The 25,246-nt window shown below is 67.7% G+C and carries 30 protein-coding genes and 3 pseudogenes; 15 read left to right on the top strand and 18 right to left on the bottom strand.

Annotated elements, in window-relative coordinates:
- Positions 1-36: 36 nt before the first annotated feature.
- A complete protein-coding gene (locus E5671_RS03460; RefSeq protein WP_160502377.1) occupies positions 37-474 on the bottom strand; it encodes an STAS domain-containing protein in 438 nt (145 codons plus the stop codon).
- Positions 475-834: 360 nt separating this feature from the next.
- Between E5671_RS03460 and E5671_RS03455 the strand changes: the two genes are divergently transcribed.
- Positions 835-1,260, top strand: a complete 426-nt coding sequence (locus E5671_RS03455) for an Asp23/Gls24 family envelope stress response protein (RefSeq protein WP_443032562.1) — start codon at positions 835-837, stop codon at positions 1,258-1,260.
- Between the two features lie 115 nt (positions 1,261-1,375).
- Here E5671_RS03455 and E5671_RS03450 read toward each other — a convergent pair whose 3' ends face one another.
- The 5 genes from E5671_RS03450 to E5671_RS03430 all read right to left on the bottom strand — a co-directional run bounded on the left by E5671_RS03450 (position 1,376) and on the right by E5671_RS03430 (position 3,988).
- Entirely contained in the window at positions 1,376-1,558 is a 183-nt protein-coding gene (locus tag E5671_RS03450; RefSeq protein ID WP_160502375.1) for a hypothetical protein, read from the bottom strand.
- 540 nt (positions 1,559-2,098) lie between these two features.
- Positions 2,099-2,479, bottom strand: coding sequence for a hypothetical protein (locus tag E5671_RS03445; protein WP_237330084.1), 381 nt, complete (start codon positions 2,477-2,479; stop codon positions 2,099-2,101).
- A 35-nt stretch (positions 2,480-2,514) separates the two neighbouring features.
- Positions 2,515-3,141 (bottom strand): hypothetical protein, encoded by a 627-nt coding sequence (locus E5671_RS03440; protein ID WP_160502373.1) that lies wholly within the window; start codon positions 3,139-3,141, stop codon positions 2,515-2,517.
- A gap of 130 nt (positions 3,142-3,271) precedes the next feature.
- Positions 3,272-3,445: a CsbD family protein gene (locus E5671_RS03435; protein WP_160502372.1), complete on the bottom strand. Its 174-nt coding sequence runs from the start codon at positions 3,443-3,445 to the stop codon at positions 3,272-3,274.
- 285 nt (positions 3,446-3,730) lie between these two features.
- Positions 3,731-3,988 (bottom strand): hypothetical protein, encoded by a 258-nt coding sequence (locus E5671_RS03430; RefSeq protein WP_160502371.1) that lies wholly within the window; start codon positions 3,986-3,988, stop codon positions 3,731-3,733.
- A 278-nt stretch (positions 3,989-4,266) separates the two neighbouring features.
- Between E5671_RS03430 and E5671_RS03425 the strand changes: the two genes are divergently transcribed.
- From E5671_RS03425 to E5671_RS03410, 4 genes are all read left to right on the top strand, one after another.
- On the top strand, positions 4,267-4,536 hold the full coding sequence (locus E5671_RS03425; RefSeq protein WP_160502370.1) for an MFS transporter: 270 nt from the start codon (positions 4,267-4,269) through the stop codon (positions 4,534-4,536).
- Positions 4,537-4,621: 85 nt separating this feature from the next.
- On the top strand, positions 4,622-4,948 hold the full coding sequence (locus tag E5671_RS03420) for an ANTAR domain-containing protein (protein WP_237330083.1): 327 nt from the start codon (positions 4,622-4,624) through the stop codon (positions 4,946-4,948).
- A gap of 46 nt (positions 4,949-4,994) precedes the next feature.
- Positions 4,995-5,351, top strand: coding sequence for a PRC-barrel domain-containing protein (locus E5671_RS03415; RefSeq protein ID WP_160502368.1), 357 nt, complete (start codon positions 4,995-4,997; stop codon positions 5,349-5,351).
- Between the two features lie 66 nt (positions 5,352-5,417).
- Positions 5,418-6,254, top strand: coding sequence for a DUF1206 domain-containing protein (locus E5671_RS03410; protein ID WP_336605648.1), 837 nt, complete (start codon positions 5,418-5,420; stop codon positions 6,252-6,254).
- 514 nt (positions 6,255-6,768) lie between these two features.
- Here the strand turns inward: E5671_RS03410 and E5671_RS03405 are convergent.
- The 8 genes and pseudogenes from E5671_RS03405 to E5671_RS03370 form a co-directional block, all read right to left on the bottom strand.
- Positions 6,769-7,008, bottom strand: a complete 240-nt coding sequence (locus E5671_RS03405; RefSeq protein WP_160502367.1) for a hypothetical protein — start codon at positions 7,006-7,008, stop codon at positions 6,769-6,771.
- A 261-nt stretch (positions 7,009-7,269) separates the two neighbouring features.
- Positions 7,270-7,839, bottom strand: coding sequence for a hypothetical protein (locus E5671_RS03400; protein WP_160502366.1), 570 nt, complete (start codon positions 7,837-7,839; stop codon positions 7,270-7,272).
- 160 nt (positions 7,840-7,999) lie between these two features.
- Positions 8,000-8,359, bottom strand: a complete 360-nt coding sequence (locus tag E5671_RS03395; protein ID WP_160502365.1) for an ANTAR domain-containing protein — start codon at positions 8,357-8,359, stop codon at positions 8,000-8,002.
- A 262-nt stretch (positions 8,360-8,621) separates the two neighbouring features.
- On the bottom strand, positions 8,622-9,989 hold the full coding sequence (gene dctA, locus E5671_RS03390) for a C4-dicarboxylate transporter DctA (RefSeq protein ID WP_160502364.1): 1,368 nt from the start codon (positions 9,987-9,989) through the stop codon (positions 8,622-8,624).
- A 198-nt stretch (positions 9,990-10,187) separates the two neighbouring features.
- Positions 10,188-11,240 carry a tartrate dehydrogenase gene (locus E5671_RS03385; protein WP_160502363.1) on the bottom strand — a complete coding sequence of 351 codons (1,053 nt, stop codon included), beginning with the start codon at positions 11,238-11,240 and terminating at the stop codon, positions 10,188-10,190.
- 72 nt (positions 11,241-11,312) lie between these two features.
- Complete coding sequence (locus E5671_RS03380) at positions 11,313-12,200, bottom strand: LysR family transcriptional regulator (RefSeq protein ID WP_160502362.1); 888 nt, start codon at positions 12,198-12,200, stop codon at positions 11,313-11,315.
- A gap of 159 nt (positions 12,201-12,359) precedes the next feature.
- Positions 12,360-12,560 (bottom strand): zinc-binding dehydrogenase, encoded by a 201-nt coding sequence (locus tag E5671_RS03375; RefSeq protein WP_160502361.1) that lies wholly within the window; start codon positions 12,558-12,560, stop codon positions 12,360-12,362.
- Positions 12,475-12,825 (bottom strand): annotated as a pseudogene (locus E5671_RS03370) (ATP-dependent DNA ligase); the annotation flags it as partial. The pseudogene E5671_RS03370 and the gene E5671_RS03375, both read right to left, overlap by 86 nt.
- Between E5671_RS03370 and E5671_RS03365 the strand changes: the two are divergent.
- Genes E5671_RS03365 through E5671_RS45985 form a run of 3 tightly spaced genes read left to right on the top strand, consistent with a single transcriptional unit; the run spans position 12,824 to position 13,532 of the window.
- The gene (locus tag E5671_RS03365; protein ID WP_237330082.1) at positions 12,824-13,024 is read left to right on the top strand and encodes a hypothetical protein; all 201 of its coding nucleotides are present in this window, start codon (positions 12,824-12,826) and stop codon (positions 13,022-13,024) included. The pseudogene E5671_RS03370 and the gene E5671_RS03365 overlap by 2 nt on opposite strands.
- Positions 13,025-13,053: 29 nt before the next feature.
- Entirely contained in the window at positions 13,054-13,308 is a 255-nt protein-coding gene (locus tag E5671_RS03360; protein WP_237330081.1) for a hypothetical protein, read from the top strand.
- A complete protein-coding gene (locus tag E5671_RS45985) occupies positions 13,263-13,532 on the top strand; it encodes a transposase (protein WP_237330080.1) in 270 nt (89 codons plus the stop codon). Before E5671_RS03360 ends, E5671_RS45985 begins: the two co-directional genes overlap by 46 nt.
- Here E5671_RS45985 and E5671_RS03355 read toward each other — a convergent pair.
- The 3 genes and pseudogenes from E5671_RS03355 to E5671_RS03345 all read right to left on the bottom strand — a co-directional run bounded on the left by E5671_RS03355 (position 13,462) and on the right by E5671_RS03345 (position 16,008).
- The gene (locus tag E5671_RS03355; protein WP_160502360.1) at positions 13,462-14,232 is read right to left on the bottom strand and encodes a trypsin-like peptidase domain-containing protein; all 771 of its coding nucleotides are present in this window, start codon (positions 14,230-14,232) and stop codon (positions 13,462-13,464) included. The genes E5671_RS45985 and E5671_RS03355 overlap by 71 nt on opposite strands.
- Positions 14,233-14,815: 583 nt before the next feature.
- A pseudogene (locus E5671_RS03350) lies at positions 14,816-14,935 on the bottom strand (IS5/IS1182 family transposase); the annotation flags it as partial.
- Positions 14,936-15,168: 233 nt separating this feature from the next.
- Complete coding sequence (locus E5671_RS03345) at positions 15,169-16,008, bottom strand: SDR family oxidoreductase (protein ID WP_160502359.1); 840 nt, start codon at positions 16,006-16,008, stop codon at positions 15,169-15,171.
- Between the two features lie 92 nt (positions 16,009-16,100).
- Here E5671_RS03345 and E5671_RS03340 point away from each other — a divergent pair.
- A pseudogene (locus E5671_RS03340) lies at positions 16,101-16,262 on the top strand (winged helix-turn-helix transcriptional regulator); the annotation flags it as partial.
- A gap of 533 nt (positions 16,263-16,795) precedes the next feature.
- On the opposite strand, the gene yicI reads toward E5671_RS03340, so the two are convergent.
- A complete protein-coding gene (gene yicI, locus E5671_RS03335) occupies positions 16,796-19,033 on the bottom strand; it encodes an alpha-xylosidase (protein WP_160502358.1) in 2,238 nt (745 codons plus the stop codon).
- A gap of 23 nt (positions 19,034-19,056) precedes the next feature.
- Between yicI and E5671_RS46895 the strand changes: the two genes are divergently transcribed.
- The 6 genes from E5671_RS46895 to E5671_RS03310 all read left to right on the top strand — a co-directional run bounded on the left by E5671_RS46895 (position 19,057) and on the right by E5671_RS03310 (position 25,197).
- Positions 19,057-19,179, top strand: a complete 123-nt coding sequence (locus tag E5671_RS46895) for a hypothetical protein (RefSeq protein WP_272902813.1) — start codon at positions 19,057-19,059, stop codon at positions 19,177-19,179.
- A gap of 200 nt (positions 19,180-19,379) precedes the next feature.
- Positions 19,380-20,549, top strand: a complete 1,170-nt coding sequence (xylA, locus tag E5671_RS03330) for a xylose isomerase (protein ID WP_160509959.1) — start codon at positions 19,380-19,382, stop codon at positions 20,547-20,549.
- A 125-nt stretch (positions 20,550-20,674) separates the two neighbouring features.
- Positions 20,675-21,940 (top strand): ABC transporter substrate-binding protein, encoded by a 1,266-nt coding sequence (locus E5671_RS03325; protein ID WP_443032561.1) that lies wholly within the window; start codon positions 20,675-20,677, stop codon positions 21,938-21,940.
- A 10-nt stretch (positions 21,941-21,950) separates the two neighbouring features.
- Positions 21,951-22,910, top strand: coding sequence for a carbohydrate ABC transporter permease (locus tag E5671_RS03320; protein WP_160502356.1), 960 nt, complete (start codon positions 21,951-21,953; stop codon positions 22,908-22,910).
- A 5-nt stretch (positions 22,911-22,915) separates the two neighbouring features.
- Positions 22,916-23,773: a carbohydrate ABC transporter permease gene (locus E5671_RS03315; protein WP_160502355.1), complete on the top strand. Its 858-nt coding sequence runs from the start codon at positions 22,916-22,918 to the stop codon at positions 23,771-23,773.
- A 44-nt stretch (positions 23,774-23,817) separates the two neighbouring features.
- Positions 23,818-25,197, top strand: coding sequence for a GH1 family beta-glucosidase (locus tag E5671_RS03310; RefSeq protein WP_160502354.1), 1,380 nt, complete (start codon positions 23,818-23,820; stop codon positions 25,195-25,197).
- Positions 25,198-25,246 lie beyond the last annotated feature (49 nt).

Below are 25,246 nucleotides of genomic sequence, written 5' to 3'. Positions count from 1 at the left end.
CGGGTTTACGTGGCTGCTGCCGCGGGGGCCAGGCCATCACAGCGCACCGCCCGAGACAGTAGGAGCGAGCTGATGCACTGCCTCGAAACACGCCGCGGGGAGTGGAGCCGGGGCAGCGGAGAGGGGGCTCTGGAGGGGGGTTGGTCCTGGAACAGCAGGCAGGCCCATGAGCATGAAGCCGCAACCGCTCAGGTCGATCATCCGCGCCAGCATGGGAGGCGGGTAATGCAGCCGTAGCGTGCCCCCAGCCGCGGTGGAGTGCAGGTACGCCTCGATGATGGTGTTGAGGCCGCTGCAGTCGCAGAAGGTGACAGGGGTGAGATCGACGTCGATGATGCGCACGCCGTCCCGGAGGCACCGCTCAAACGTCGCGCGCATCAGCGGCACCGTCTCCAGATCGATCTCACCGGCCAGGGTGATCAGCGTCCTGGTCCTTCTGTCGTGCCGGTAGATGTTCAAGTGCGGTAAAGGCATGACGCCTCAGTTCCAGAGATCCGCCGGACAGAGTCACGCAGGGGAATCGGGCTCCCGGTTCCTCTTGGGACGGGCCCGGCAGAGGCAGAGATTCGGCGGAGGCAGGTGAACAGGCGGTCCAACACAATCTGTCCACCAGGACAAGGGAACCGCTCAGTCCCTCCAAGGGATGCACCGGGGGACCGGACGACGTGGTCCGCTCCTCGCAGCCATCTGTGTCGAGCAGCAACAGGTCCGCCGGGGTCCGGGACGTCCGTACTTCAGGATAGTCCCCATCCCGCTCGAGTAGGTGTCCGGAAGCTGCCCATTCTCAAGGGCTGGTCATCGGCCAGGTTCAGCGGTACCTGGTGTGCATATCCGTTGTGCCACAAGGTACTTGGAGGCTGGTGCGAAATGCGGCGACCGATGGTTGCCGGCGTACGGAAGCCCGTGGACCCCCGAGGAGGTGCCGGGATCGCCGCACGCGAAGTGCCTGGAATCCACGCACTTGGAGGCGGATTCAGCCGCACCGTGGGTGCGATGCGCGATCGTGTGCCTGGCGGACGCTCCAGCGCGGGCCGCGGCGTCAAGGTCGAGGTCGGCGAGAAGCAGACCGCCATCGATCTGGAAGTGGTCGTGGAGTACGGAGTGCGCATCACCGAGGTCGCCGCGGAGGTACGCGAGAACGTGATCGGGGCGGTGGAACGAATGACTGGTCTCGAAGTCGTCGAAGTGAACATCTCCGTCAACGACGTGCGCCTGCCCGAAGACAACACGTCAGAGACTGGCGAGGGCCGGGTGCAGTGACACTACGCTCAAGGCGACGCGCGCGGCCGCCCGGAATCACCGGGCGCGCCGCGCGTGTGCCGGACGACGACGGGCATGCCACGCGCTCGACAGTCCAGTCGGAGACCGAGAACACTCAGCGCCGGCGACCGCGGCTGCGGGGGGACCATCCGGACCCCAGGCCGCCCGAGTGCAGGGCGAGGAGGGCGAGCCCGACGAGCATGAGACTCGTCGGGCTGAAGACTGCCTCGGTCGACGTCTCGGTTGCGTGGATGACGAAGGCGATGACGAAGAGCACGGCCGCCACGAATGCCAGCATCTGTCTTCTCCTGCCGATGAGCGGCGAACCACAGGCGATTCCGGTGGCTACGCCGACAGACGAGTGCCCCACTCAGCCCTGATCACGCGTGCGCAGTGACCGACACGGCGTGGGAGCGGATCAAGGATCTGCTCCCACGCCAGCCTGCACGGGGCGGCCGGTTGCACAGCCACCGCACGGTGATCGAGGCCGTAGCGTGGAAGTACCGCACCGGTGCCGACGACGACCCGCATGGCCCACCCTGCGCCCTCGTGAGCGGTGGACCGTGGACGACGCTGTCGAGCGGTATGGGGCATACGACCTGGACCGCTGTGCCGAACGGGGATGGCGTCACGCTGCAGCTGGCGGGCCACGATCTTTGGATCGAGGCGGAGGATCCGTTGACGAACCCTCCGCAGTTCCTCATCGCGGCCGCCGGTCGAGCAGGGACCTCTTGCGGTACCTGCTTGCTGGACCGTGCGGCCGGTGGACGAAGGACCGTGACACGCGCAGCCCGCGCTGGGCCTGCATGAAAAGGATGTGCCAGTGGCCCGTCCTGGATCAGATGCGCAGCAGCCGCTCGGTGGTCTCTTGGTACTGGCGCAGTGCGAGGCGTAGTTCTTCGGTCTGTGTTTCGGTGTCCGGGTCCTGCCAGCTTGCGCGCAGGGTGTGGCGTCGTTCGGTGAGGACGTTGGTGAGGTGGGCGGCGGCTTCCTCGAAGACGCTGTCGGCCTCTTGGACCGCCTGGTGCGGGTTCTCGACGAAAGTGCTCAGGGCCTGCTGGAGGCGCATGGTCATCTTGTCCCGGTCGCCCTGCGTGATCAGCATCTCCGTCGGGGTCTGACCAGAATTGACGGCGCTGATGCCGGACTGGTGTGGTGCGTGGGCCGGTTCGGCCGGAGGCGCCTGTGGGGCGCGCTGCTTCGCGGATTCCGGGCTCATGGTTCCAGGCTGCTGGGCGCGCTCTTGGTCGTACCTCATGAGGTACCACTTCCCTTGGCGTGCCGCCTCCCGGGTGTCCGCGACGGGTGGCCGTGGTCTTCGGGGGTCTGCGTATGGTGCCGGTCGTTGTGGGTGGGTTGTGCGGTGACCAGTGCTTCGAAGAGGCCGCGAGCCTCGACCATGGCCTCTCGCATCTCCTCGGTCCCACTCTGACCACGAGCCGCGGTGTGCATGCTGCGATAGCCCTGCACGTAGTGGGCGTGGTGGACGGAGAGCGCGGCGATCCGCTCCTCGAACTGCTCCCCGACGGGGTATCCCCGGTCGCTGGCCAGCCGCGCCAACAGCATGTCGGCCTCGGCGACCGCCTTCTGCGGCGATGTGACGAACTGTTCCTGAACGTCGGCCCATTGAGCCACGTAGTACTCGCGCTCCTCGGGTGACAGCGGCTGTTCCCGGAGCGAACCGTGCCGCTTCACCCGCTCGCCGAGTTCCCGTTCGGCCGCTTTGACGTCACCGTCGTGGTCAGTGATCGCGCGCTGGTACTCGGGTCCGAAGCGGCTCTGCAGGCCGCGCTTGCCGCCGCCCGGAGTCCGCGTCCGTTTGAGGAAGAAGAGGGCGGTCGCTGCGATGACGACCACGGCGATGATCACGATGATGAACATGGCTGCCTTCTCCGCCTCATGCTCTGTTCGGTGCTCTGCTTCATTTCCATCAACCTCTATTGAGTTGTTCTCTGTTGATGCCGGCCGGGTGGCGGCCACGTGGCGTGAGTGCCACCCGGGGCGTTCGTGGTCAGCGTCGGAAGGCGCTCTTGGCCTTGTCGCCGGACTGCTTCAGGTTTCCCGACACCCGGTCGGTCCTGCCTTCGCGCTCAAGTCGCCTGTTGCCGGTGCCTCGACCGACGCGCTGAGTGATCCGGCCCTTGAGCGCCTGCACTTTGTTCCGGAACGTGTTTCCAGTAGTCACGGCTGTCCTCTGTTTGACCTTGGTGGGTGGGGCGCCGGGCTATCCGCGGCTGCGGCTTAACCGGCCTCGACCACCGCCGCGGCTCCGGCTACCGCCGCTGAGGAATCCATACGAGCGTGGCCGGGCCACCAGAGCGCGCGGAGAGGTCTTGACATCCGCGGGGTCCGGGCGAAGCGGGAAGGTGAAATGCCGCACCTCAAGGGTCCGGAGTGGCACAGCCCTACACCGTGCCGTCAGTCAACGCCTGCCCATGGCTCCTGTCAACGGCCGTTGAGCGGTGTGGGGTCAGGAGTGGCGTGTGGGCCCGCCGGGGGTTGTCGGAGCCGTGCGGGAAGCGTCGGTCGGGTCGGCCGGCGTCGGCAGGATGCGGTCCTCCCACCAGGACAGGCTCATGAGGGTGGCGAGCAGGATGAAGGGGACGAGAGCGACCAGCGCGTACATGAATACCGCCTGCTTGGGGGCATGTGCGGCGAGGCGGGCAGTGGTGGAGATGCCCGCGTGGAGCGCATCGAGCCGCTGCCGTGGTCGCTGTGGGGGAGGCAAGGGCGAAGGCGGCAACATGCGTGATGCGGCGGTGCCGTCTGCGGTGCGCGAGTGGCGCCTGTGAGGGGCGCGGCAACCAGTCGATGCTGCCGGGGGCCGGGGCGGCACCGCAGACGCTAATCGCCGCCTCATTTCCTGACAAGCTGTCAAGTAGCCATGTGTGTACGGTGATATGCGGCGGCGTCGAAACGTATCCGCGACCCCTTGACAGGGCTAAGCTGCGAAGTGAGGCCCCAGTCCCCGGCAGCGATGATCTGTTCCGCCCCGGGAGGCCTGCCGTGATCGTCTTATTCGCCATCCTTGTCGTGGCTCTGCTCGGCTTCGGATTTCTGAATCCCATGTGGTGGGTGGCCGCAGCCGTGCTGATCTTCGGGGCTTTCCACTACGGCCGGGGTGGCAGGGGCAGCCGGGATCAGTTCGGCAATTCCGAGTACCGCGGCTATCGGGACTACCGGGACCGCCAGAACCGCTGGGACCGCCGCTACCGACGCCAGCGCCAGGGGCGTTGGAACCGCCAGGACCGGCGGGACGAACAACATCACCGGTGACAGTTTTCCGGCATCCGATACCCGAGCGTTTCGGGGTGAGGCAGGTTTCATGGGCCAGACAGTCAGGACCCAGGAAGACGAGAGGATGCTGGCAGAAGAGGTGGCCTGGAGTGACGACGCGTCCTTGGAACTCGCCGTCGTCGAACTGCGGGCCGCCAACGATCAGTTACAGCGGGCGCTGGCCAGCCGGGCAGTGATCGACCAGGCGATCGGCATGGTGATGGTCCTGGCTCCGTGTGCGAACGGGACGGCCAGAAGTCTGCTGGTAGACGTGTCGCAGCACAGCAATGTCAAACTCCGCGAGGTGGCCACAGCTTTGGTCGCCACCGCCGACGGCGAAGCGCTCCCCGAGCCACTGCGCAACGAGTTGCGCCGTGCACTGCGACGACTTCATGCGGAGAACCGGCGGTGACATCCCCCACCAGCCACCAAGGCAACCGCCCAGAGAGGGCAAGCCCATGATCCAGTCAGCAGATGTCCGCGAGTGGCGCGACCGGGACGTCCTCGACATCGAAGGCCACAAGATCGGCATCCTCGAAGCGGTATACGTCGACACCACCACCGACGAGCCGTTCATGGCCACGGTGCGCACCGGGCTGCCGACCCGCCACCGGCTGCTCTTCGTCCCTCTGGACGAGGCGATCGCCGGACCGGGCTACCTCAAGATCCGTTACGCCAAGTCGCTGGTGCGCAAGGCCCCTTCGATCGGTACGGACGACGTGCTGCCGGCCACGCAGGAGGCGGCGGTCTTCCAGCATTACGGCCTGACCTACGAGCCGGGCGCCCGCGGCGAGCGACAACTCGCCCGCCGCTGATCACACCAAGCGGCCACTCGGCGGGCCCAGACGCTCACCGCCGGCCATGCTGTAAGGAGAGACATCGTGACGTCGTCCCAGGTATCTGGTCGGAAGCGAACCGGCGGTGCCGCGACCCGGCGCTCGGCGGAGAACCATACGCTGTCCACTGCGGGTCGGGCGGGCTTTTCCGCGCGGGGAGTCGTGTACGTCCTCATCGGCGCCCTGGCCATCCAGCTGGCGCTCGGCAGCGGCGGGAAGTCAGCCGACCGGCAGGGCGCGCTGGCGAAGATCGCGGAACAGCCCTTCGGGAAGATCATGCTGTGGGTGCTGGCCGTGGGTTTCGGCTGCATGGCCCTGTGGCGCGCCTCCCGAGCGGTGCTGACCCGCGGCCCTGACCGTAAGACTCCCTCCCGACTGCTGGACGGCGGCCGGGCGCTGTTCTACGGCTTCATCTGCTGGGCCACCGCCACGTACGCCGCCGGCGGCGGCCAGGGATCCAGCGGCAACGCGCAGTCCAAGGACTGGACGGCATCCGTACTGAAACTGCCCTACGGGCAGCTCCTCGTGGCCGCTGGAGGATGCCTCCTGATCGGGATCGGCACGGTGCTCGCGATCCGGGCGGCCATGCGCAAGTTCCTGCGACAGCTGGACACCGCCGCCATGAACCCCCGCACGAAACAGATCGTCACCGGCCTCGGCGTCAGCGGTGGCGTGGCACGTGGCATGGTGTTCGCCGCGGCCGGGATCTTCGTCCTGACAGCGGCCATCCAATTCGATGCCGACGAGGCCAAGGGCGTGGACGGCACACTCCGCAGCTTCACCGACACCCCGATGGGGCCGTGGCTGCTGGTCGCCGTCGCCATCGGGCTGATCCTCTTCGGCGTCTTCTCCTTCGCCTCGGCACGCTGGCGCCGACTGTGAACGATGACTGGAACCCGCAACGATTACGTTGTTGGCCGTGGTCCCCAATAGACAGGGACTGAGCCGATGGAGGCCGGTCGACAGCCCTTCTGGCGTCGGCTGAACGGATCACAACGACGATAACCTGCTCAGTGTGTGGATCACCGCCCAAGGTCATACGGCCTCCGTCGCCATCGACGGCGAACCGGTAGATCCACATGCCGATGGCGCCTACCGCATCAGCCAGCTTCCGGGTGAGCCCGCGCACGTCGCCCTGCATTTGGCAGCCTGCGGGCCACCCGCTTCGAGGGGATGGCCCGCCTCTCCGTCGCTGCCCCCCCCGGATCCGGATTCGGGTTCTGACGGAACGGCCGACCTAGCCGTGGGCTTCCCGTCGGACCAGGGTCTGGCAGTGCGCGCGCAATTGTTGAGCCAGCGGTCCTGCCAGGCCCGCCAGATTTGCACGTGCAGGATCACCAGGAGGAACGCGGGGGAGGTGGTGCCGAGCGTCAGTGCGAGCATGGTCACGACCTGCTCAGCGCCGCTTGGGGATCCGGCGCCGGGAGTGCCGAAGATGCTCTTCGCGAGTGAACTGTCGCGCCTTCAGAGTCAGCGGGTGCTCCGGAGGCATCGCCGCGCGTCGGCCCTCGGCGGCGACAAGCTCGCGGTACCGGATCGACGTCCTGGCCCCGCGGTACCCGCAGCGGGTCAGCCTTGCCGCGTGGTACACGTCCAGCTCGCCCGAAGCGATCAGACGCTCCGTGATCGCCGGCACGGTGACTCCACAGGGCCAGGACGCCGGCCCCCGTGTTCAGCAGCATCAGGAGCCGGCTCGTGTTCAGCCCGAGCCACTTCGCGCCATCGTCCGGGCAAGGCTCGGAGCATGCGCGCTGCCCTGAACAGAGGGTGTCCCGTCAGGCCGTGCGAGAGTCCGCCAGAGCATCAGCCGTCGGTGACCGTTGGGGTGCGCTACGTGCAGTGGCCCATGCGTGAGGACTACGGCGACGTTGCGAACTGAGGCGCCGGGCGCCGGCGTTCACGCGTCGGCGCTGCGGGGGTGGGTGGAGTCCGCGCCCAGGGTGAATGTCCGGGGCGGCAGCGGCTCCAGCCACGGGTCGCCGGTCTTCTCCTGGATCTCCAGGCCGAAGATGAGATCGGTGAAGTCGGCTTGTCCCGTGCCGTCGCTGCAGCTGAAGCGGTAGGAGGCGCCGGGGTTGAGGTCGACGAGCAGGCCGGCGTTGCCCCTCCACATCTGGGCCTCCCCGTCGCCGCCTCGCCAGCAGTTCCAGACCTGCAGCGTCGAGGTGGAGGTGGGCTTGATCAGCGGCTCCAGGTAAACCACCGGCGGTGCCGAGTCGGCCCACAGGCAGACGCCCGGCGTCCGGGAGCCGTTGACGAGCAGATCGCCTTCCGACAGTTCCAGGCAAACGCCCTGCGGCGGTTTGCTTACGGATGAGGTGAAGGCGATCGCCAGCCTGGCCGTCGCCCACTTCATGGAAATGCCGAAGGCGAGGTGCACCGTCTTGCCCTCGAACTCCACCGGTTTACCGTCCGAAACGCGGAACGCCCGGTCGATCTTCAGCGGACGGATCTGATCTTCAAACATGTGAACCTCCCGTGGTCCAAATCCCCGCTGCAACGGCGGGTGTGGCCTCTGCGTGGCGGCGAGTGCCCGTCCGACGCAGGGTCGTCGTGTCTGATCCGTGTCGTGCGTCGTCGGCCGACGGAGCAGGAGCGCGCGGTCTGAAGGAGGAGCGGCGGCCCGCTCAGGCCGGAGCGCCGTCCTTGAGGCGCACCACTGCGCTGCTGAGCTCGCGTTGCATTCTCGCCGTGAGCGGACGGCCCTCGAACGTGCCGACGAGGGCCCGGGCGACGTCCCGCACCGTGAGGCCGCAGTGGTCGGCCAGATCAGCGAGAAAGTCCTTGGCGTGTTCGCTGGAACAAGGCCCGAGCGCCATGACTATGCCCTGAGCCCGCATGGCGACCGCACGCCTGCGCAGCCGTCGGCGCAGTTCCACGTTCTCCGCGAGAAGATCCTCGATCTCGCCGGCAGGGCGGCTCTCATCCCAGACGAGCGACACTTCTCGAGACCAGCGCTCCTCGTACGTCCTCAACGTGCGCTGCATGACACCCCTTGCTCGGTCATTTCTCGCGGAGCCGGGGGCCGGGGCCAGTCCTCCCACCGTAGTCCTGTCGGTCGCTCAGCGGCTACCTTCGGGCAGAGGTCCCGATGAGGGACCGCCGAACGAGCCCTCGGTACATCCGGATTGAGCCCGGCCCCTGATCGCGGAACAGGTTGACGCCCGCCCTGGGGTACTTCGGGGCCGCGGCGGGTGGCTTGGTGTGCATCACCCGACCCGACCCGGGACGGGCGGGGCGTTTTGGTGGTCAGGTCTTTGCCAATGCCGAAATGGGGCCGGTGTCCTTCTCGAGGGTGGGACTGGTGGATTCCGGCTCAGGTTCGGGAGTGCCGGTGCGCAGGACCCGGTTGACACGGTCGGTGTCAAGGACGCGTTCCCAGCGGGCGACGACGAGGGTGGCCACGCTGTTGCCGGCGAGATTGGTCAGAGCACGGCATTCGGACATGAATTTGTCGATACCGAAGATGAGCATGATGCCGGCGGCGGGGACGGTGCCGACGGTGGAGAGGGTTGCGGCCAGGGCGATGAAGCCGGCGCCGGTAATGCCGCCGGAGCCTTTGGAGGTCAGGATCATGACTGCGAGCAGGCCGAGTTGCTGACTGAGGCTGAGGGGTGTGTCGGTGGCCTGGGCGATGTAGACGGCAGCGAGGGAGAGGTAGATGGAACTGCCGTCGAGGTTGAAGGAGTAGCCGGTCGGTACCGTCAGGCCGACGATGTCGCGGCGGAGGCCGAGTCCTTCGAGTTTGGCCATGACCCGGGGCAGCACGCTCTCGGAGGAGGAGGTGCCCAGCACGATGAGGAACTCTTCGCGCAGGTAGCGCAGCAGCCGGAAGATGCTGATCTTCAGCAGGGCGAGGACGCCACCGAGGATGACGACGACGAAGAAGAGTGAGGTGGCGTAGAACAGGCCGATGAGCTGGCCGAGGCTGGTGAGGGTCGAGATGCCGTACTCGCCGATGGTGTAGGCCATCGCTCCGAATGCGCCGACGGGCGCGGCGAGCATGATGTAGTGGAGGATCTTGAAGACGACGGTACTCAGACGGTTGATGCCGTCGACGAGGGGGACTCCGACGGGCCCAACGGCTTTCAGGGCGATGCCGAACAGGACGGCGAAGAAGATGACCTGAAGGATGTTGCCTTCGGCGAACGCTCCGACCGCGCTGGAGGGGACGATGTCCGTGAGGAAGTGCCACCAGCTCTGGTTCTCGCCGTCCTTGACGTACTGTGCGGCGTCACCGGACAGTTGAAGGTCACCAGGGTGGGCGTGCACTCCAGCACCGGGCTGGAAGAGGTTGACCGCTATCAGTCCGACGGCGAGAGCGACCAGGGTTCCGGCCTGGAAGTAGACGAGAGATTTGAGGCCGACCCTGCCGACGCGGCGCAGACTGTCGACACCGCCGATGCCGGCGACGATCGTCAGGAAGACGATCGGAGTGATCAGCATCTTGATGGCGGACACGAAAGTGGTGCCGACCGGTTCCAGAGCGACACCGACAGAGGGCCAGAGCCATCCGGTGAGGATGCCGGCGACGATCGCTGTCAGTACCCAGAAGTAGAGCTGCTTGTACCAGGGTTTGCGCGGCGTTGTGGTGGTGGGAGACGCGGGTGCTGCCATGGCGTTTCTCCTCGTCGAGGAACGTGGATGCAGCCGGGACGCGGTGTGGCCTCGCATAGGGGGAGACCGTGGGGATTGCGCGGCTCGGTGGGGGACAGGTGCGGAAAGATCCCAGCGCGCGAAGCGGCGGGGCCTTCGGTCGGCGGTGTGCGGGCTGTGGGCGGCGTCGTCCGCGCTGCTCACAGCCCGCAAGGGAGGTCAGAGCAGTTCGAGAAGCTTTTCGGTGAACTCCGCGGTCGTGGCCCGGCCTCCGAGGTCGGGGGTGCGCACGTCGGTCTTGGCGAGTACTGCGGCCATGGCATCGGTGATGTCGGTGGCCGCTTCTGGGTGGCCGAGGTGGTCGAGCATCATTGCGGCCGACCAGATCGCCCCCAGTGGGTTGGCGATGCCCCGGCCTGCGATGTCGGGCGCGGAACCGTGGACCGGCTCGAACATCGATGGGAATTCCCGCTCCGGGTTGAGGTTGGCCGCGGGGGCGATGCCGATGGACCCTGCTACGGCGGCGGCGAGGTCGCTGAGGATGTCGCCGAACAGGTTGGAGGCCACGACCACGTCGAAGCGCGCCGGGTCCAGGACGAACTTGGCCGCGAGAGCGTCGATATGCTCCTGGTCCCAGCAGACCTGCGCGTGCGCGGCGCCGCGCTCGGCGACAAGCTCGTCCCAGAACGGCATGGTGTGCACGATGCCGTTGGACTTCGTGGCCGAGGTGAGTGTCCCGCCGCGCCGGGCGGCCAGGTCGAAGGCGTAGTCCAGAACGCGGGTCACCCCTGCCCGGGTGAATACGGCCTCCTGCACCGCCATCTCTTCGGGGAAACCTCGGTTGAGCCGGCCCCCGATCTCGCTGTACTCACCCTCGACGTTCTCCCGCACGACGACGAAGTCCACTGCGCCCACAGATGCGGCGCGCAGGGGGCTGTCGACCCCTTCGAAGACGCGGATCGGCCGCAGGTTGATGTACTGGCGGAAGCTGCGGCGAATCGGAATCAGAAGTCCCCATAGGGAGACATGGTCAGGCACACCCGGGTAGCCGACCGCGCCGAGCAGGATCGCATTCTTGTCCCTCAGCTTGGCGAGGCCATCCTCGGGCATCATCGCGCCTTCACGGGCATAGCGCTCGCAGGACCAGTCGTACGAGGTGTAGGCGAAGTCAAACCCATGCCGGGCGCCGACGACGTCCAAGACCTGCTGAGCGGGAGGCAGGACCTCGGTGCCGATACCGTCTCCGGGGATCAGTGCGATGGAGTAAGTCATGGCCCGATTGCAGCAATCAGGCAATGCGCGCGTCCAAGACGCTCTGCCGATCTGCCTTATAAGAATGCCCTATCAGCTGGCCTGTGCGGCCCCAAGCGCGCAGCTCAGAAAGGTCTGAGCGGCAGGAGACTGCTGGGCGCGGCGGGCGACGAGCGCAACCCGCAGAGTCATCTTCGGCTCGATGTCCAAGACGATGGCCCCCGCCTGCTCCGCTGTCGTGCGCCAGGACTCCGTGACCACGGCAAGGCCAACGCCCGCAAGGACGAGCGGCAGAATCGCCACCCGGTGCTCGGTCTCCGCGGCGATGTGGAAGTCGACACCCTCCTCCCGTAGCCCATCGACGTACGCGCGCATCCCGGTGCCCCGCTGCCCCACGATCAACCGGTGGCCTGCCAGCTCCCCACTGTTCACCGGTCGGCCCGCCGGAAAGGGGCCACAAGGAGGAGTGAGCAACACGAAGCGCTGCTCTCCGACGGCATGCGAGACCACTTCTTTGTCCGGCAGCGCCACTGATGTAGCAAGAAGCCCCAGCTCAGCGGCCCCGGTGCGCACCATGTCCACCACATCCCGAGAGGTGAAAGCTGCTCTGATGTTCACCGAAACGCCGGGGTAACGGCTGCTGAAGGTGCGAATCATCGTGGTCAACGGCTCCACCGCCTGAGATGGCATGGCCGCGATGTCCAGCCGCCCTTCGCGCAGTTCATGTACCGCTGCGACACTTGCGCGGGCGGTCTCCAGACTGCGTACAGCGGCCCGAGCCGGTTCGATCAACGCAGATCCCGCCTCGGTGAGTACCACGCGGCGACCGATCCGATGGAACAAGCTGGCGCCCAGGTCCCGCTCCAGACCTTGGACGGACTGGGACAGCGACGGCTGAGAGAGGTAAAGAGCTGACGCCGCACGATTGAAGCCACCGTGATCCACGATCGCGAGAAAGTACTCCAGTTGCCGGATGTCCATCCCGCCATCCTCGCCCAAGACCGCTGGGTCCCAAGAGCGTCGCTCAAGCAGCACGAAACTTCGCCTGTGCCGCCCATTGAGCCAGCGCCCGAGTGCGCGCCTTCCAGCGGCTCCTGATCAATCGACTTTTGCGACGCCGATCCATCCTCACCGTCGTGGTCAACCGTTGACAACGATCTTGCCGATTTGGCCGTTGGCCTCCATGTAGCGGTGGGCCGTGGTGATGTCGGTCAGGTCGAAGGTCTTGTCGACGACGGAGTTTGAAATGGGCTGGCCACTCCTGTGCCGCCCGGGCCGCCCTGGCACCACGCCGGGCAAGCCGGTTCTGCAGCCGCTTGAACGCGAGGTGGCCCGCGGCATCCCGTACGACCAGCTCGCCGTCCAGCGCGGTCGCGTCCGGCAGCTGCACAGCACCGGCCACGACCTCCGGAAACGCCGGCCCCATCTCGGTGCCGCGCCTGGAGCGCAGCACCACCTGGCCCGCTTCGACGGAGACGAGAGCCCGAAATCCGTCCCACTTCGGCTCCGCAGCACAGCCAGGCCGCAGATCGGGCACGGGCACGGGGGTCGTCAGCACCGGATCCGGCAGCGTCCATGTCACCTGCCAAACCCTTCCACCCGCCATGTCCGCCAGCCGATGGGAGCTGAGCGATGGCCTGTGGCAGCACTTGTCCCGAGCTGAGCAGGTTCGCTGGTCCGGTGCCCTGATGGGGCTGCCGGAACCGGACGCCCGCGAGGTCTTCGGCCGCCTCGAGCAGGATGCCGATGGGCTGATCAGCCGTGACGACATGCTTCAGGCGATGTTGGGCTGTTCTGTCCCTTGATCATTGGGTTCGGGGCCAGGCTGGTAGGCATGACGGTGCGGCCGCCCGAGCAGCCGGTCGGGCCTGATGTGTGGCTCATGTGCCAGGAGTTGATTCCTGCCGGGAGCGTGGTCGCGTTCCTGGCCGAGCACCACGAGGCGCTGATTCCGGAGGCGATGTTCGGGGACATGTACCCGTCGGCGGACGGGCGTCTGTCGGTGCCTCCTGGTGACCTGGCCAGTGCGATGCCGTCCAGTACTTGCGGTGTGACCTTCTGTGGAAGGCCGCGTGCGGGCTGGGTCTGAACGACCGGGGGTTCGACGCGTCGCTGCTGGCGTACTTCCGGCGCCGGCTGGCCCGCTCGACACACGATGACGAAGTCATGGAAATCGACGATCTTTTCATGTCTCTCCGCACGCAGGGCCGAGCAGCAGGTTCACACGCAGACCCGCGGACGATCACTGCTCGACCGGTTCAGAGCCGCTGCACGCCCGGCGCGCGTGCGCGGGCAAGGAGGAGAGAGGAGTGAGCAGCGCCCCGGTGAGGCGTTCATCCTCGCTGGCGGCTCCGTCGGTGAGCAGGCCGATGACGCGGCCGCGACGCGGGTCGAAGACAGGCGCGCCGATGAAGCCGGGCGGCGGTAGCGGTCCTGCGAGGGGAATTCCGAGAGGTAGACGGATCTCTTCTACTACGTATTCGAGGGTGAGCTGACGCGGCGTCAATGCTTGAGTGAGTGTCCACCCCACCGCGACGACTGCCTCTCCCGCTTCCGGTTCTCGCCAAGTGGCCTTCACATGCGGCGACCAGACAGAGGGTGTGTGCAGAATCGCGATGTTGGCTTCCTGGCTGCTGTACGCGGTCCGGGCCGGCACGTTTCCGCGGTCGAACAAGCGGACTTCCGTTCCCTGCTCTGTTGCCACCGTGGCCGCGGTGATCCACACCCCTGCTGAGACCTGCACCGCTGTGCCGCCTCTCCAGGCTTCGCCCTCGAGCCCGTAGCACAGGCGGGTGGCTCGGTCGAGAGTCTTCTTCCGCGCCGGCACAACCAGTTCGGCCCGCAGTATTCGGGCCCCTGAAAGAACCGTGATGAGCAGGGCGGCCCATGAGGCCCATTCGTTCCAGCCGACCAACGGCGTCAGGCCGGCGAGAATACCGGCCACCACCAAGACGACAGAGGCGATGGCGTCCCATGTGTCGCTCACCCGGGCTCTCAAGCGAAAGATGTGCATAAGAGGTCCCCCATGCCAACGGTGCCGTAAGTCGCTGAGGCAAGGAGGAGGTCTCCGGGTGCAGGCCGCGCATCCACTGGGGAGTTGCGCCGCGTCTGCGCGCACCGTTTCCACGACCGAGGGCAGGACTTCGCGTGCCTGAAAGCTGTCGGCCACGCCGGTGACGAGCTCCCGCGTGGTTTCGTCAGGTACCTCGTCGGCCGGGGTCAGCGCGAGCGCGGCCTGGTGGATCTGTTGGGCCAGTGCGGTGCAGGCTCCGCGACCGGGCCAGCGTGACCATGGCTGCCGCCGCCAACGCCATCCTGGTTGTGGCTGTGGCCATGCTTCCCTCACCTCCTTGCTTGCGGCAGCAACACGGCCAGTTGGATCCCACCTTGCTCCTGATCAGGCGCGATGGAAAGGCTGAGAACGCGGCAGCCCGTAACACCATGAGAGAGCTGACCCCGGGGCAACGCCTCTTCCCGGAGGAAAATCGCCAGCAGGGCGCGTCCTTCTCCGGAGCGCCGTGAGGCGACGGAACTGCTTTCTGCGTCCATCGTCTGAGTCCCAACGAAGCCTTGGGGGAGCCGCCCCCGCCGCCGCCCACAGCGCGGAAGCCCTTGAGGGCGTTGATCGTTCGCTCAACTTCGTTGCGGCGTTTGTAGATCGTCTTGGCGAAGCCGGCGGGTCGGCCGCCCGCGCTGCCGCGGCGCTTGCGGTTGGCGTGGGGGCGCAACGCACATGCCACGCTCGCCAGTCATCTGGAATGAATGCCCCAGGGCACATTCAGTCGAGTCCGGATGCGGTTCGTGAGCCCACCACGGGTGATGGATCGCCGTCACGACTGCGCTCAGCGGGAACGGCTCGGCCACGGTGCCGCATCCGGGTGGGCCGAAGTCGGCGGACAGCAGCCGTGGTTGGCAGGCGCAGCCGTGCGAGCTTCAGTTGAGTTGTGCCTCAGCGGAAAACGGCGATGTTGCGGGCGACCCAGTCGCTGAAGGGGCGCGGGGTGCGGCCGAGGACTCGTTCCACGTCCGGGCTGATCCGCAGTTCGGCCGGGTACGGAGCGGAGATGATGTCCAGGGTGTCGTCGGCGAGTTCCGCCGGCACGAACTGGGCCATCGTGGCCTTGGCCTCCTCGCGGGTGAGTTCGTGGAACCGTACAGGCGAGCCGAGCGCGGCGGCGATCGCTTCCGCCTGCTGACGCGGCGTGATCACCTCCGGCCCGGTCAGCTCGTACACCCCGCCGGTGTGCCGGTCGTCCAGCAGGCAAGCCGCCGCGACCTGGGCGATGTCCGCCGGGTCGATGACCGGCACCCCTACGTCGCCGAAGGGTGCGGCGACCGTCCCTTGCGTGCGGACGGACTCCGCCCACGCCAGGGCGTTGGAGGCGAAGCCGCCCGGTCGCAGGACGGCCCAGTCCAGGCCGGACTCCCGCAACGCGTCCTCCACCGCGCGCATCGCGACCCGCGACGGGCCGAGGGGCCTGGTCGCCACGCCCTGCGAAGACAGCAGGACGACCCGGCGGACCCCACTGGCCGCGGCCAGGCCGATGATGTCGGCCGGCCTGGCTTCGGGGGCGTGCAGGTCGCCGGACAGCAGGAGGAACAGCGCCTTCGCCCCGTCCAACGCGGGCATGAGACCAGCTGGGTCGGTCAAGTCGGCCGCCACATGCCGCACTCCGTCCGGCACCGTCACCGCGTGCCGCGACACCGCCGTCACCTGCTCGCCCGCCTCGGCCAGGGCCTGCGTCAAAGGCCGGCCCACATTCCCGGTAGCCCCGGTCACCACAATCATGTTCAGCTCCTAGTCCGTTGTGTACTGCGGCAATTGACGTTAGGAGCCGGGCTTACATTCCGTAAGGACATACCTAGAGGTAAGCCCCGGACATGACGGAAGGCTCGCAGCTGAAGCAGGCCGAGGCGGGCAGCCGGTATGACCTGTTTCACACCGACTGCCCCGCGCGGGACGTGGTCGACCACGTGACCAGCAGGTGGGGCATCTGGGTGCTGATCTCCTTGCGGAGCAACGACCTTCGGTTCTACGAGCTGGTCAGGACGTCGGTGAGCCGCTGACGGACTTGTTCGACCGGGATCACACAGCGACTACCCCCGCGCAGCCCGGGATAGTGCGGTAGCGGTCGGCCTCGAAGGCGAATCCAGCGCGACCTAGTGACCTACGTTGATGCGTCGGCAGTAACACGCGACGTTGTCGAGGATCTGCTAGGCCGACCAGGACCTCCGGTCCAGTTCGGCGAGGAACTTCTTGAACTCCGCGGTGCGGTGCCGGCGGTGGAGCGAGCCGATCACCCTGCCGCTGGCCGCACCCAGTGCCGCGAAGAGGGTGGTGGTGCCCGAGCGGAGCCATCCGTGGCTGCGGAGTTCGTGTACCCGCAGCCGCGCCGCCGAGATCCCACCCGCTACGGAGTGCCACGCTGAGAGATGTGGCCTGCTGCGGGCAGCCGCCGAACGGGCGGGGAGTCAGGCCGCCTTTGCCCGTAGCCGCACTCCACGTGTGCCACCGGGACCGGCTCAACCGGCAGATGCCCCCGTCAGTGACGGGGGCATCTGCCGGGACCCGGACTTCACAGGTCGGCCGACACCACCGTGCGCGGCGCGCTGTGTCCTTCCGGCGGCGTCACGGTCACCGTCATGCCCGTCGCCTCGCGCGTCACCTGGTAAGCGGCGGCAGGGCGGCCGGCGTGGTCGGGGACAGTGACCGTGACCTGGTGTGCGTCGGGGGTGACGAGCAGGGTGAGGTCGTCGAGCCAGTCCCCGTCGGGTCGCTGTGTGTCGGAGCCGAGCGGGAGGACCGCTCCTGGGCGGACGTACAGGGGCAGGCTGTCGAAGCCGTGCCTCTCGCGGCGCCAGGCCGGGCCCCGGACATGTTCGCCGGTCAGGAGGTGGGTCCAGGTGCCCTCGGGCAGGTAGTACTCGACGACGCCGTCGGCGGAGAAGACAGGGGCGACGAGCAGGTCGGGGCCGAGCATGTACTGCCGGTCCAGGCCGCGGGCGGCGGGGTCATCGGGGAACTCGAGGAGCATGGGCCGCATCAGGGGCACGCCGGTGTGGTGTGCTTCGGCCGCGGCGCCGTACAGATAGGGCATGAGCCGGTGCTTGAGCCGCGTGAACCGCCGTGTCACGTCGACGGCTTCGTCACCGAACTCCCACGGCACCCGGTAGGAGCTGGAGCCGTGCAGGCGGCTGTGGGAGGAGAGCAGGCCGAAGGCGAGCCAGCGCTTGAAGACCGCCGGGTCCGGTGTGCCCTCGAAGCCGCCGATGTCGTGCGACCAGAAGCCGAAGCCCGACAATGACAGTGACAGACCACCGCGCAACGACTCTGCCATGGCACCGAACGACGACCAGCAGTCGCCGCCCCAGTGCACCGGGTACTGCTGGCCGCCCGCCGTCGCCGAGCGCGCGAACAGGACGGCCTCGCCCGTGCCGCGTTCCTTTTCCAGGAGTTCGAAGACGGTGCGGTTGTACAGGTGCGTGTAGTAGTTGTGCATGCGCTCCGGGTCGGAGCCGTCGTGCCACACCACGTCGGTGGGGATGCGCTCCCCGAAGTCGGTCTTGAAGCAGTCGACGCCCTGGTTGAGCAGCACCTTCAGCTTCGCCTGGAACCACGCGCAGGCCTCGGGGTTGGTGAAGTCGACGAGCGCCATGCCCGCCTGCCACAGGTCCCACTGCCAGATGTCGCCGTTCGCCCGCTTCACCAGGTGTCCCGCGGCGGCGGCCTCGTCGAACAGGGCGGACTTCTGCGCGATGTACGGGTTGATCCACACGGAGAGCTTCAGCCCCCGTCCCTTGAGCCGGGCCAGCATGCCTTCGGGGTCGGGGAAGACATCCGGATCCCACTCGAAGTCCGACCACTGGTACTCGCGCATCCAGAAGCAGTCGAAGTGGAAGACGCTCAGCGGAATGTCCCGCTCGGCCATGCCGTCGACGAACGACGTCACCGTCTCCTCGTCGTACTGCGTGGTGAAAGACGTGGTGAGCCACAGTCCGAACGACCAGGCGGGCGGCAGCGCCGGGCGGCCGGTGAGGGCGGTGTAGCGGCGCAGGATGTCTTTGGGCGTCGGGCCCGCGACGACGTAGTACTCCAGCGTCTGGTCCTCGACGCTGAACTGCATCTGGCCGACCGCCTCCGAGCCGATCTCGTAGCTCACCTTGCCCGGGTGGTTGACGAACACGCCGTATGCGCCGGCGGGGGAGACGTGCAGGCTGAACGGGACGTTCTTGTAAGCCTGTTCGCTGCTCGTGCCGCCGTCGGCCTGCCACATGTCCACGACCTGGCCGTTCTTGACGAACGGAGTGAAGCGTTCGCCCAGGCCGTAGACCTGTTCGCCGACGCCGAGCGCCAACCGCCCGGCCATGTGGTGCGCGCCGTCGCCGGTGGTGAAGAAGGCCGTGCCCTTGCGGCCCGCCGATGTCACCTCCCTGCCGTCCGCGTCACGGAACGACAGCGCCCAGGGCGCGGCTTGGTCAAGGCGTGCGGTGAGAGGGCCACTGGTCAGCTCGATCATGTCGCCGTCGCGGCGCACCTGACCGACCCCGGTGTCGGCGCCCGGCAGGCCGAAGTCCGGGCCGGGGTGGAGCTTGCCCGCCAGGTGCGTGGTGCGGACGCCGATGACGCCCTCGGCGGGGGAGAAGCAGTCGACGGTCAGCAGAGGGGAGTTGAGGGTGTCGCCGCGGCGCTCGACGCGCTTGATCGCGGCGTGGGCGGTGAAGCGGTCGGCGTCGGCTCGGACACTGCGGACCTCGGTCGCGTACGAGGCCTCGACCCCGTCGCGCATGAGCCAGAAGCCGTCGGTGAACTTCATGATCTTCCTCAGGGTGGTGCGGGGTGGCAGTTCGGGTCGCGGGAGCCGTCGGACTTGCCCTGCCGATGACGGCGCTGGTCGGTGGCGTGACGCCGGCCGGTGGCGTGGAGCCCCTCAACTGGCTTGCGATCTCGAAGGAGAAGTAGCTGCGCGGGCCATTTGATCGTACAGAAAACAAAACAGCAAGGGCCCTTCTTCGGCGTGAGTACGGAAGCGCTTCGATTCCTGATAGCGCCAGGTAGCGATGCTTTTGCAGGGCGTGAAGTTGGCGTCAGGGTCTAGCGTCGAAGCGCTTCGTCGCGTATTAGTCATGTCAGAAAACAAACTCGCAGCAAAGGGCCGCACCATGTCCGACCGCTTCACCCCCACCCCCGAAGACACGTTCACGTTCGGTTTGTGGACCGTCGGTTGGCGGGGCAACGACCCCTTCGGCGATACCACCCGCCCCGCCCTCGACCCCGTCGACTCCGTACGCCGGCTCGCCGAACTCGGTGCGTACGGCGTGACGTTCCACGACGACGACCTGATCCCCTTCGGTTCCTCCGACGCCGAGCGCGAGGCCATCGTCAAGCGGTTCCGTGCCGCCCTCGACGAGACCGGGCTCGCGGTGCCGATGGCCACCACGAACCTGTTCACCCACCCCGTCTTCAAGGACGGCGGCTTCACCGCCAACGACCGGGACGTACGCCGTTTCGCGCTGCGCAAGACCATCCGCAACATCGACCTCGCGGTGGAGCTCGGCGCCACGACGTACGTCGCCTGGGGCGGTCGTGAGGGCGCGGAGTCCGGCGGCGCCAAGGACGTGAGCGTCGCGCTCGACCGGATGAAGGAGGCCTTCGATCTGCTCGGCGAGTACGTCGTCGAGCAGGGCTACGACCTCCGGTTCGCGATCGAGCCCAAGCCGAACGAACCGCGCGGCGACATCCTCCTGCCGACCATCGGCCACGCCCTGGCGTTCATCGAGCGCCTGGAGCGCCCCGAACTCGTGGGCGTCAACCCGGAGGTCGGCCACGAGCAGATGGCGGGCCTGAACTTCCCGCACGGCATCGCCCAGGCTCTGTGGGCGGGCAAGCTCTTCCACATCGACCTCAACGGCCAGACCGGCATCAAGTACGACCAGGACCTGCGCTTCGGCGCCGGTGACGTGCGCCAGGCGTTCTGGCTCGTCGACCTGCTCGAGAGCGCCGGCTACCAGGGGCCGCGCCACTTCGACTTCAAGCCGGCGCGCACAGACGGTGTCGACGGCGTGTGGGAGTCCGCGAAGAACTGCATGCGCAACTACCTGATCCTCAAGGAGCGTTCGGCCGCGTTCCGGTCCGACCCCGAGGTGCGGCAGGCGCTGCGCGACTCCCGCCTCGACCAGCTCGCACAGCCCACCGCCGCCGAGGGCCTGGCCGAGCTCCTGGCCGACAATGGCGCGTACGAGGACTTCGACGTGAACGCCGCCGCCCAGCGCTCCATGGCCTTCGAGCACCTCGACCAGCTCGCCATGGAGCACCTGCTCGGCGCGCGCTGATCCCCGCACTCCGCGATCGAGCCCGTACGGCCGCGGCCGGAGCCGTACCGGGATCTGCGAACACCCCCGGCGGGACACGGGCGTCCCGCCGGGCCGGCCACCCCTCCCAGGCAAGGGCAACCACCGTGACAGCAGCACACATACCGCAGCGCGCGCGTGGCAGGCGTCGCCGCGACGGTCGGCGGGTGACGGTCCCGCTCACCGTTGTCTCCGCGCTCGTGGCCACCGCGGCGCTCGCCGGCTGCGGCCAGCAACGCGACGACGATGTCTACACCGTCCTCAACTCGTCGACCGACGACTCGTATCACGGCTGGGACGCCGCCACCCTGTCCCGCTGCAGCAAGCGGCTCGGCATCACCATCGAGCAGCAGAGCGTTCCGGCCGCACAGGTCATGACGAAGTCCCTGCGGATGGCGTCGTCGAAGTCACTGCCGGACGTCATCCAGTTCGACGCCTCCGAGATGCCGACGTTCGCCGAGGCCGGCGGCCTGATCGACCTGCGCACGCTGGGCCTGTCCACCCGGGACATCCCGCGGGGCATCGTCGACTTCGGCTCCTACAAGGGCACGTACTACGGGGCTGCGCGCACGGTGAACACCCTCGCCCTGTTCTACAACAAGGACACCTTGAAGAAGGCGGGCCTCGAAGTCCCCACCACCTGGGACGAGATGCGACAGACCGCCAAGAAGCTCACCAAGGGCAAGCAGTACGGCATCGCCCTGAGCGCGGGCGGCGCGGAGGACGGCGTCTTCCAGTTCACTCCGTTCATGTGGTCCAACGGCGGGGACGAGTCGCACCTCGCGAGCAAGCAGGTCGCCCAGGCGCTCGACTACTGGAAGAGCCTCATCAAGGACGGCTCGCTGTCCAAGTCGACCGTCAACTGGACCCAGGCCGACGTCAACGACCAGTTCATGGCGGGCAACGCCGCGATGATGATCAATGGTCCGTGGCAGGTCGAGACCCTCAACACCAAGAAGAACCTGGACTGGGGCATCGCCCGGATCCCCGTGCCGAAGGCGGGGGATGACTCCGTCGGCCCGCTCGGCGGCGCCGTGCTGACCGTGCCCAAGACCGGTGACACCGCGCGCGAGAAGACCGCCGCGAAGATCATCGACTGCATGGCCGGCGAGAAGGAGCAGATCACCTACGCGCGCAACAGCTGGATGGTCCCCGCCAACGAGAAGGCCGCCGCCGTCTGGCGCAAGGAAGTGCCCGAACTCGACGCCCTCGCCGACCAGGTGGCCACCGCACGCTCACGCACCGCCAAGGTCGGCGCGCGCTGGTCGTCGGTGTCGCTCGCCCTGCAGAGCGCCTTCCAGTCCGCCCTCACCGGGCAGTCCAGCGAGGCCGCGCTCAAGCGAGCCCAGCAGCGTGCCACGAGCGGGAAGTGACGTGACGAACATGTCGACCACCACAGCCTCCGCGACCGCACCCGCCGCCGATCACCCGGCGACCACCGTCAAGAAGCCCGACCCGGCACGCGCCCGGCGCCGCCGCAGGCTCTCCCAGTGGGGCTTCATCGCGCCCGCGGTCATCTTCATGGTGCTCTTCTTCGGCTACCCGCTCGTACGCAACGTCCTGATGAGCTTTCAGGACTACTCGCCCTCCACCTTCTTCGACGGCAAGGCCCCGTTCAACGGCACCGACAACTGGAGCAAGGTCTTCCAGGACGACCTCTTCGGCAAGGCGCTGTGGCACACCGTCGTCTTCACCATCGGTTCCCTGATCGGGCAGTTCGGCATCGGCCTCGCGCTCGCCGTGTTCTTCACCAAGAGATTCCCGCTCAACGGCGTGCTGCGCTCCCTGATCCTGCTGCCCTGGCTCGTCCCGATGGTCGTCTCCGGCATCGTGTGGCGCCGCATCCTGGACCAGGACACCGGCGTCCTCAACTCCTTCCTCGACACCCTCGGGCTGGGCGGCGCCACACCCTGGCTGACCAGCCCCGGCATGGCCCTGTTCTCCGTCATCCTGGTGAACATCTGGATCGGCATCCCCTTCAACATGGTGATCCTGTACGGCGGCCTACAGGAGGTCCCCAAGGAGCTGTACGAGGCCGCGTCCCTGGACGGCGCGTCCGCCTGGCGCACGTTCCGCTCGATCACGCTGCCGCTGCTGAAGCCGGTCATCACCGTGGTGCTGGTTCTCGGCTTCATGTCGACGGTCAAGATCCTCGATCTGATCCTCGCCCTGACCGACGGCGGCCCCGCCGACTCCACCCAGACCCTGGGCACCCTCACTTACCAGAACTCCTTCGTGCAGCTGGACTTCGGCGCGGGCGCCGTCGTCGGCAACGTCCTGATCCTGATCTCCGCCGTCTTCGCGGTGTTCTACCTGCGGGCCAACCGCTCCGAGGGGAAGTGACCGGCATGGCGACCACCACCGTCACCGAGACACCCGCCGCCCACGCGCCTGTCACCAGGGCGAAGCGCCGCTGGGGCGCCACCGTCGGCGGCGTACTGATCCTGGGCGTGATGCTCTTCCCGCTCTACTGGATGCTCAACACGGCCCTGCAGCCCGAAGCGGGCCTCCTGGAGGTCTCGCCCATCCCGCACGGGGTGGACCTGTCCGGGTTCACCTCCGCGATCCGTGAGCAGGGCGGCCACCTGCTTACCTCGCTCGCCGTCGCCTTCGGCGCCGTCACCATCTGCCTCGCGATCGCCGCCCCCGCCGCCTACGGGCTCGCCCAGTTCCGCCTCCGCGGCACCCGCACCATCGTCTTCGGCACGCTCATCACCCAGATGGTGCCGGGCATCGTCATCGCCAACGCGCTCTACAGCGCGTACGTCGATCTCGGCCTGGTCAACTCCTACTTCGGCCTCATGCTCGCCGACGCCTCGCTCGGCATCCCCTTCGCCATCGTCCTGATGCGCTCCTTCATGGTGGCCATCCCCAAGGAGGTCATCGAGGCGGCCGAGGTCGACGGCGCGGGCCGGCTGCGCACCTTCGTGCAGGTGGTGCTCCCGATGAGCCGCAACTCCCTGATCACCGCGGGCCTGTTCTCCTTCCTGTACGCGTGGAGCGACTTCATGTTCGCGCTCACGCTCAACACCACCGACGACGTCAAGCCGGTCACCCTCGGCATCTACCAGTACATCGGCGCGCACGTCGGCGACTGGGGCTCCGTCATGGCCGCATCCGTCCTGTCAGCGATCCCGGCAGCGGTGCTGCTCGTCCTCGCCCAGAAGTACATCGCCGCCGGCATCACCGGCGGATCCGTCAAGTAAGCCACGCACGCCAAGTAAGCCACGTACGCCAAGTAAGGCCATCCATGAGTGACTTGCCCGTCTTTCCCTCCGGCTTCGTCTTCGGCGCGGCCACCGCCTCCTACCAGATCGAGGGCGCCGCGCAGGAGGACGGCCGCGGCCCCTCCATCTGGGACACCTACTGCCACACCCCGGGCCGCGTCGACGGCGGCGACACCGGCGACGTGGCCTGCGACCACTACCACCGCTACCCCGAGGACGTAGCCCTGCTGCGCGGCCTGGGGGTCGACTCCTACCGCTTCTCCATCGCCTGGCCCCGCATCCAGCCCCCCGGATCCGGTCCCGCCAACGCCAAGGGCCTGGACTTCTACTCGCGGCTCGTGGACGAACTCCTCGAGGCCGGCATCGAACCGGCCGCCACCCTCTACCACTGGGATCTGCCGCAGGCCCTGGAAGACCAAGGCGGCTGGCGGGTGCGCGAGACCGCCGAACGCTTCGGCGAGTACGCGCAGATCGTCGCCGAGCACCTCGCCGACCGCGTACCCCGCTGGATCACCCTCAACGAGCCATGGTGCAGCGCGTTCCTCGGCTACTCCGTCGGCCGCCACGCCCCCGGCGCCCAGGAGGGCACCGGCGCCCTGGCCGCCGCACACCACCTGCTCGTCGGCCACGGCCTGGCGATGAAGGCGCTGCGCGCGGCCGGTGTCCGGGAGGCGGGCATCACCCTCAACCTCGACCGCAACGTGCCCGCGAACGACACGCCCGCCGACCGCGCGGCCGTCGTACGCGCCGACACCCAGCACAACCTGGTGTGGACGGAGCCGATCCTCGCGGGCCGCTATCCGGCGAGCGAGCAGGACACCTGGGGCGAGCTGATCGCCCGCCAGGACTTCCGCCGCGACGGGGACCTCGATCTGATCGCCCAGCCGCTGGACTTCCTCGGCATCAACTACTACCGGCCGATCGTGGTCGTCGACGCCCCCTACCGCGAGCCTGACCCCGCCCACCGCGTCGCCACGGACAACCGCTACCAGGAGATGGCCTACCCGGAGGTGCGGCGTACGGCCATGAACTGGCCTGTGGTGCCCGAGTCCTTCACCGACCTGCTGACCGCGCTGAAGGACACCTACGGCGAGGCCCTGCCGCCGATCCACATCACCGAGAACGGCTCGGCCGAACACGATGTGGTGGACTCCGACGGCGGCGTCCACGACGCGGACCGCGTCGACTATCTGCACAGCCACCTGACGGCTCTGCGCGCCGCCATGGACGCGGGCGTCGACGTACGCGGCTACTACGTCTGGTCGCTGCTCGACAACTTCGAGTGGGCGCTTGGCTATGCCAAGCGGTTCGGGATCGTACGCGTCGACTACGACACCCAGCAGCGCACTCCGAAGGACAGCTACCACTGGTACCGGAAGCTGATCGCGGCACACCGCGGCTGACATCGTCCCGGAGCGCGCGGCGCACCGACACCGCCAGGCCCTCCCCGGG

This window comes from Streptomyces sp. BA2 (assembly GCF_009769735.1).
Classification (GTDB): domain Bacteria; phylum Actinomycetota; class Actinomycetes; order Streptomycetales; family Streptomycetaceae; genus Streptomyces.
The sequence above is the reverse complement of the archived record's forward strand: the minus strand, read 5'-3'. Positions and strand labels throughout refer to the sequence as shown.

Excerpts from the sequence above, each read along its gene's own strand:
- E5671_RS03460 (WP_160502377.1), bottom strand. The coding sequence starts at position 474 with ATGCCTTTACCGCACTTGAACATCTACCGGCACGACAGAAGGACCAGG.
- E5671_RS03450 (WP_160502375.1), bottom strand. The coding sequence starts at position 1,558 with ATGCTGGCATTCGTGGCGGCCGTGCTCTTCGTCATCGCCTTCGTCATC.
- E5671_RS03445 (WP_237330084.1), bottom strand. The coding sequence starts at position 2,479 with ATGAGCCCGGAATCCGCGAAGCAGCGCGCCCCACAGGCGCCTCCGGCC.
- E5671_RS03440 (WP_160502373.1), bottom strand. The coding sequence starts at position 3,141 with ATGTTCATCATCGTGATCATCGCCGTGGTCGTCATCGCAGCGACCGCC.
- E5671_RS03420 (WP_237330083.1), top strand. The coding sequence starts at position 4,622 with ATGCTGGCAGAAGAGGTGGCCTGGAGTGACGACGCGTCCTTGGAACTC.
- E5671_RS03415 (WP_160502368.1), top strand. The coding sequence starts at position 4,995 with ATGATCCAGTCAGCAGATGTCCGCGAGTGGCGCGACCGGGACGTCCTC.
- E5671_RS03400 (WP_160502366.1), bottom strand. The coding sequence starts at position 7,839 with ATGTTTGAAGATCAGATCCGTCCGCTGAAGATCGACCGGGCGTTCCGC.
- E5671_RS03395 (WP_160502365.1), bottom strand. The coding sequence starts at position 8,359 with ATGCAGCGCACGTTGAGGACGTACGAGGAGCGCTGGTCTCGAGAAGTG.
- dctA (WP_160502364.1), bottom strand. The coding sequence starts at position 9,989 with ATGGCAGCACCCGCGTCTCCCACCACCACAACGCCGCGCAAACCCTGG.
- E5671_RS03385 (WP_160502363.1), bottom strand. The coding sequence starts at position 11,240 with ATGACTTACTCCATCGCACTGATCCCCGGAGACGGTATCGGCACCGAG.
- E5671_RS03380 (WP_160502362.1), bottom strand. The coding sequence starts at position 12,200 with ATGGACATCCGGCAACTGGAGTACTTTCTCGCGATCGTGGATCACGGT.
- E5671_RS03375 (WP_160502361.1), bottom strand. The coding sequence starts at position 12,560 with ATGCCGCGGGCCACCTCGCGTTCAAGCGGCTGCAGAACCGGCTTGCCC.
- E5671_RS03365 (WP_237330082.1), top strand. The coding sequence starts at position 12,824 with ATGTCCGCCAGCCGATGGGAGCTGAGCGATGGCCTGTGGCAGCACTTG.
- E5671_RS03360 (WP_237330081.1), top strand. The coding sequence starts at position 13,054 with ATGACGGTGCGGCCGCCCGAGCAGCCGGTCGGGCCTGATGTGTGGCTC.
- E5671_RS03355 (WP_160502360.1), bottom strand. The coding sequence starts at position 14,232 with ATGCACATCTTTCGCTTGAGAGCCCGGGTGAGCGACACATGGGACGCC.
- E5671_RS03345 (WP_160502359.1), bottom strand. The coding sequence starts at position 16,008 with ATGATTGTGGTGACCGGGGCTACCGGGAATGTGGGCCGGCCTTTGACG.
- yicI (WP_160502358.1), bottom strand. The coding sequence starts at position 19,033 with ATGAAGTTCACCGACGGCTTCTGGCTCATGCGCGACGGGGTCGAGGCC.
- xylA (WP_160509959.1), top strand. The coding sequence starts at position 19,380 with ATGTCCGACCGCTTCACCCCCACCCCCGAAGACACGTTCACGTTCGGT.
- E5671_RS03320 (WP_160502356.1), top strand. The coding sequence starts at position 21,951 with ATGTCGACCACCACAGCCTCCGCGACCGCACCCGCCGCCGATCACCCG.
- E5671_RS03315 (WP_160502355.1), top strand. The coding sequence starts at position 22,916 with ATGGCGACCACCACCGTCACCGAGACACCCGCCGCCCACGCGCCTGTC.
- E5671_RS03310 (WP_160502354.1), top strand. The coding sequence starts at position 23,818 with ATGAGTGACTTGCCCGTCTTTCCCTCCGGCTTCGTCTTCGGCGCGGCC.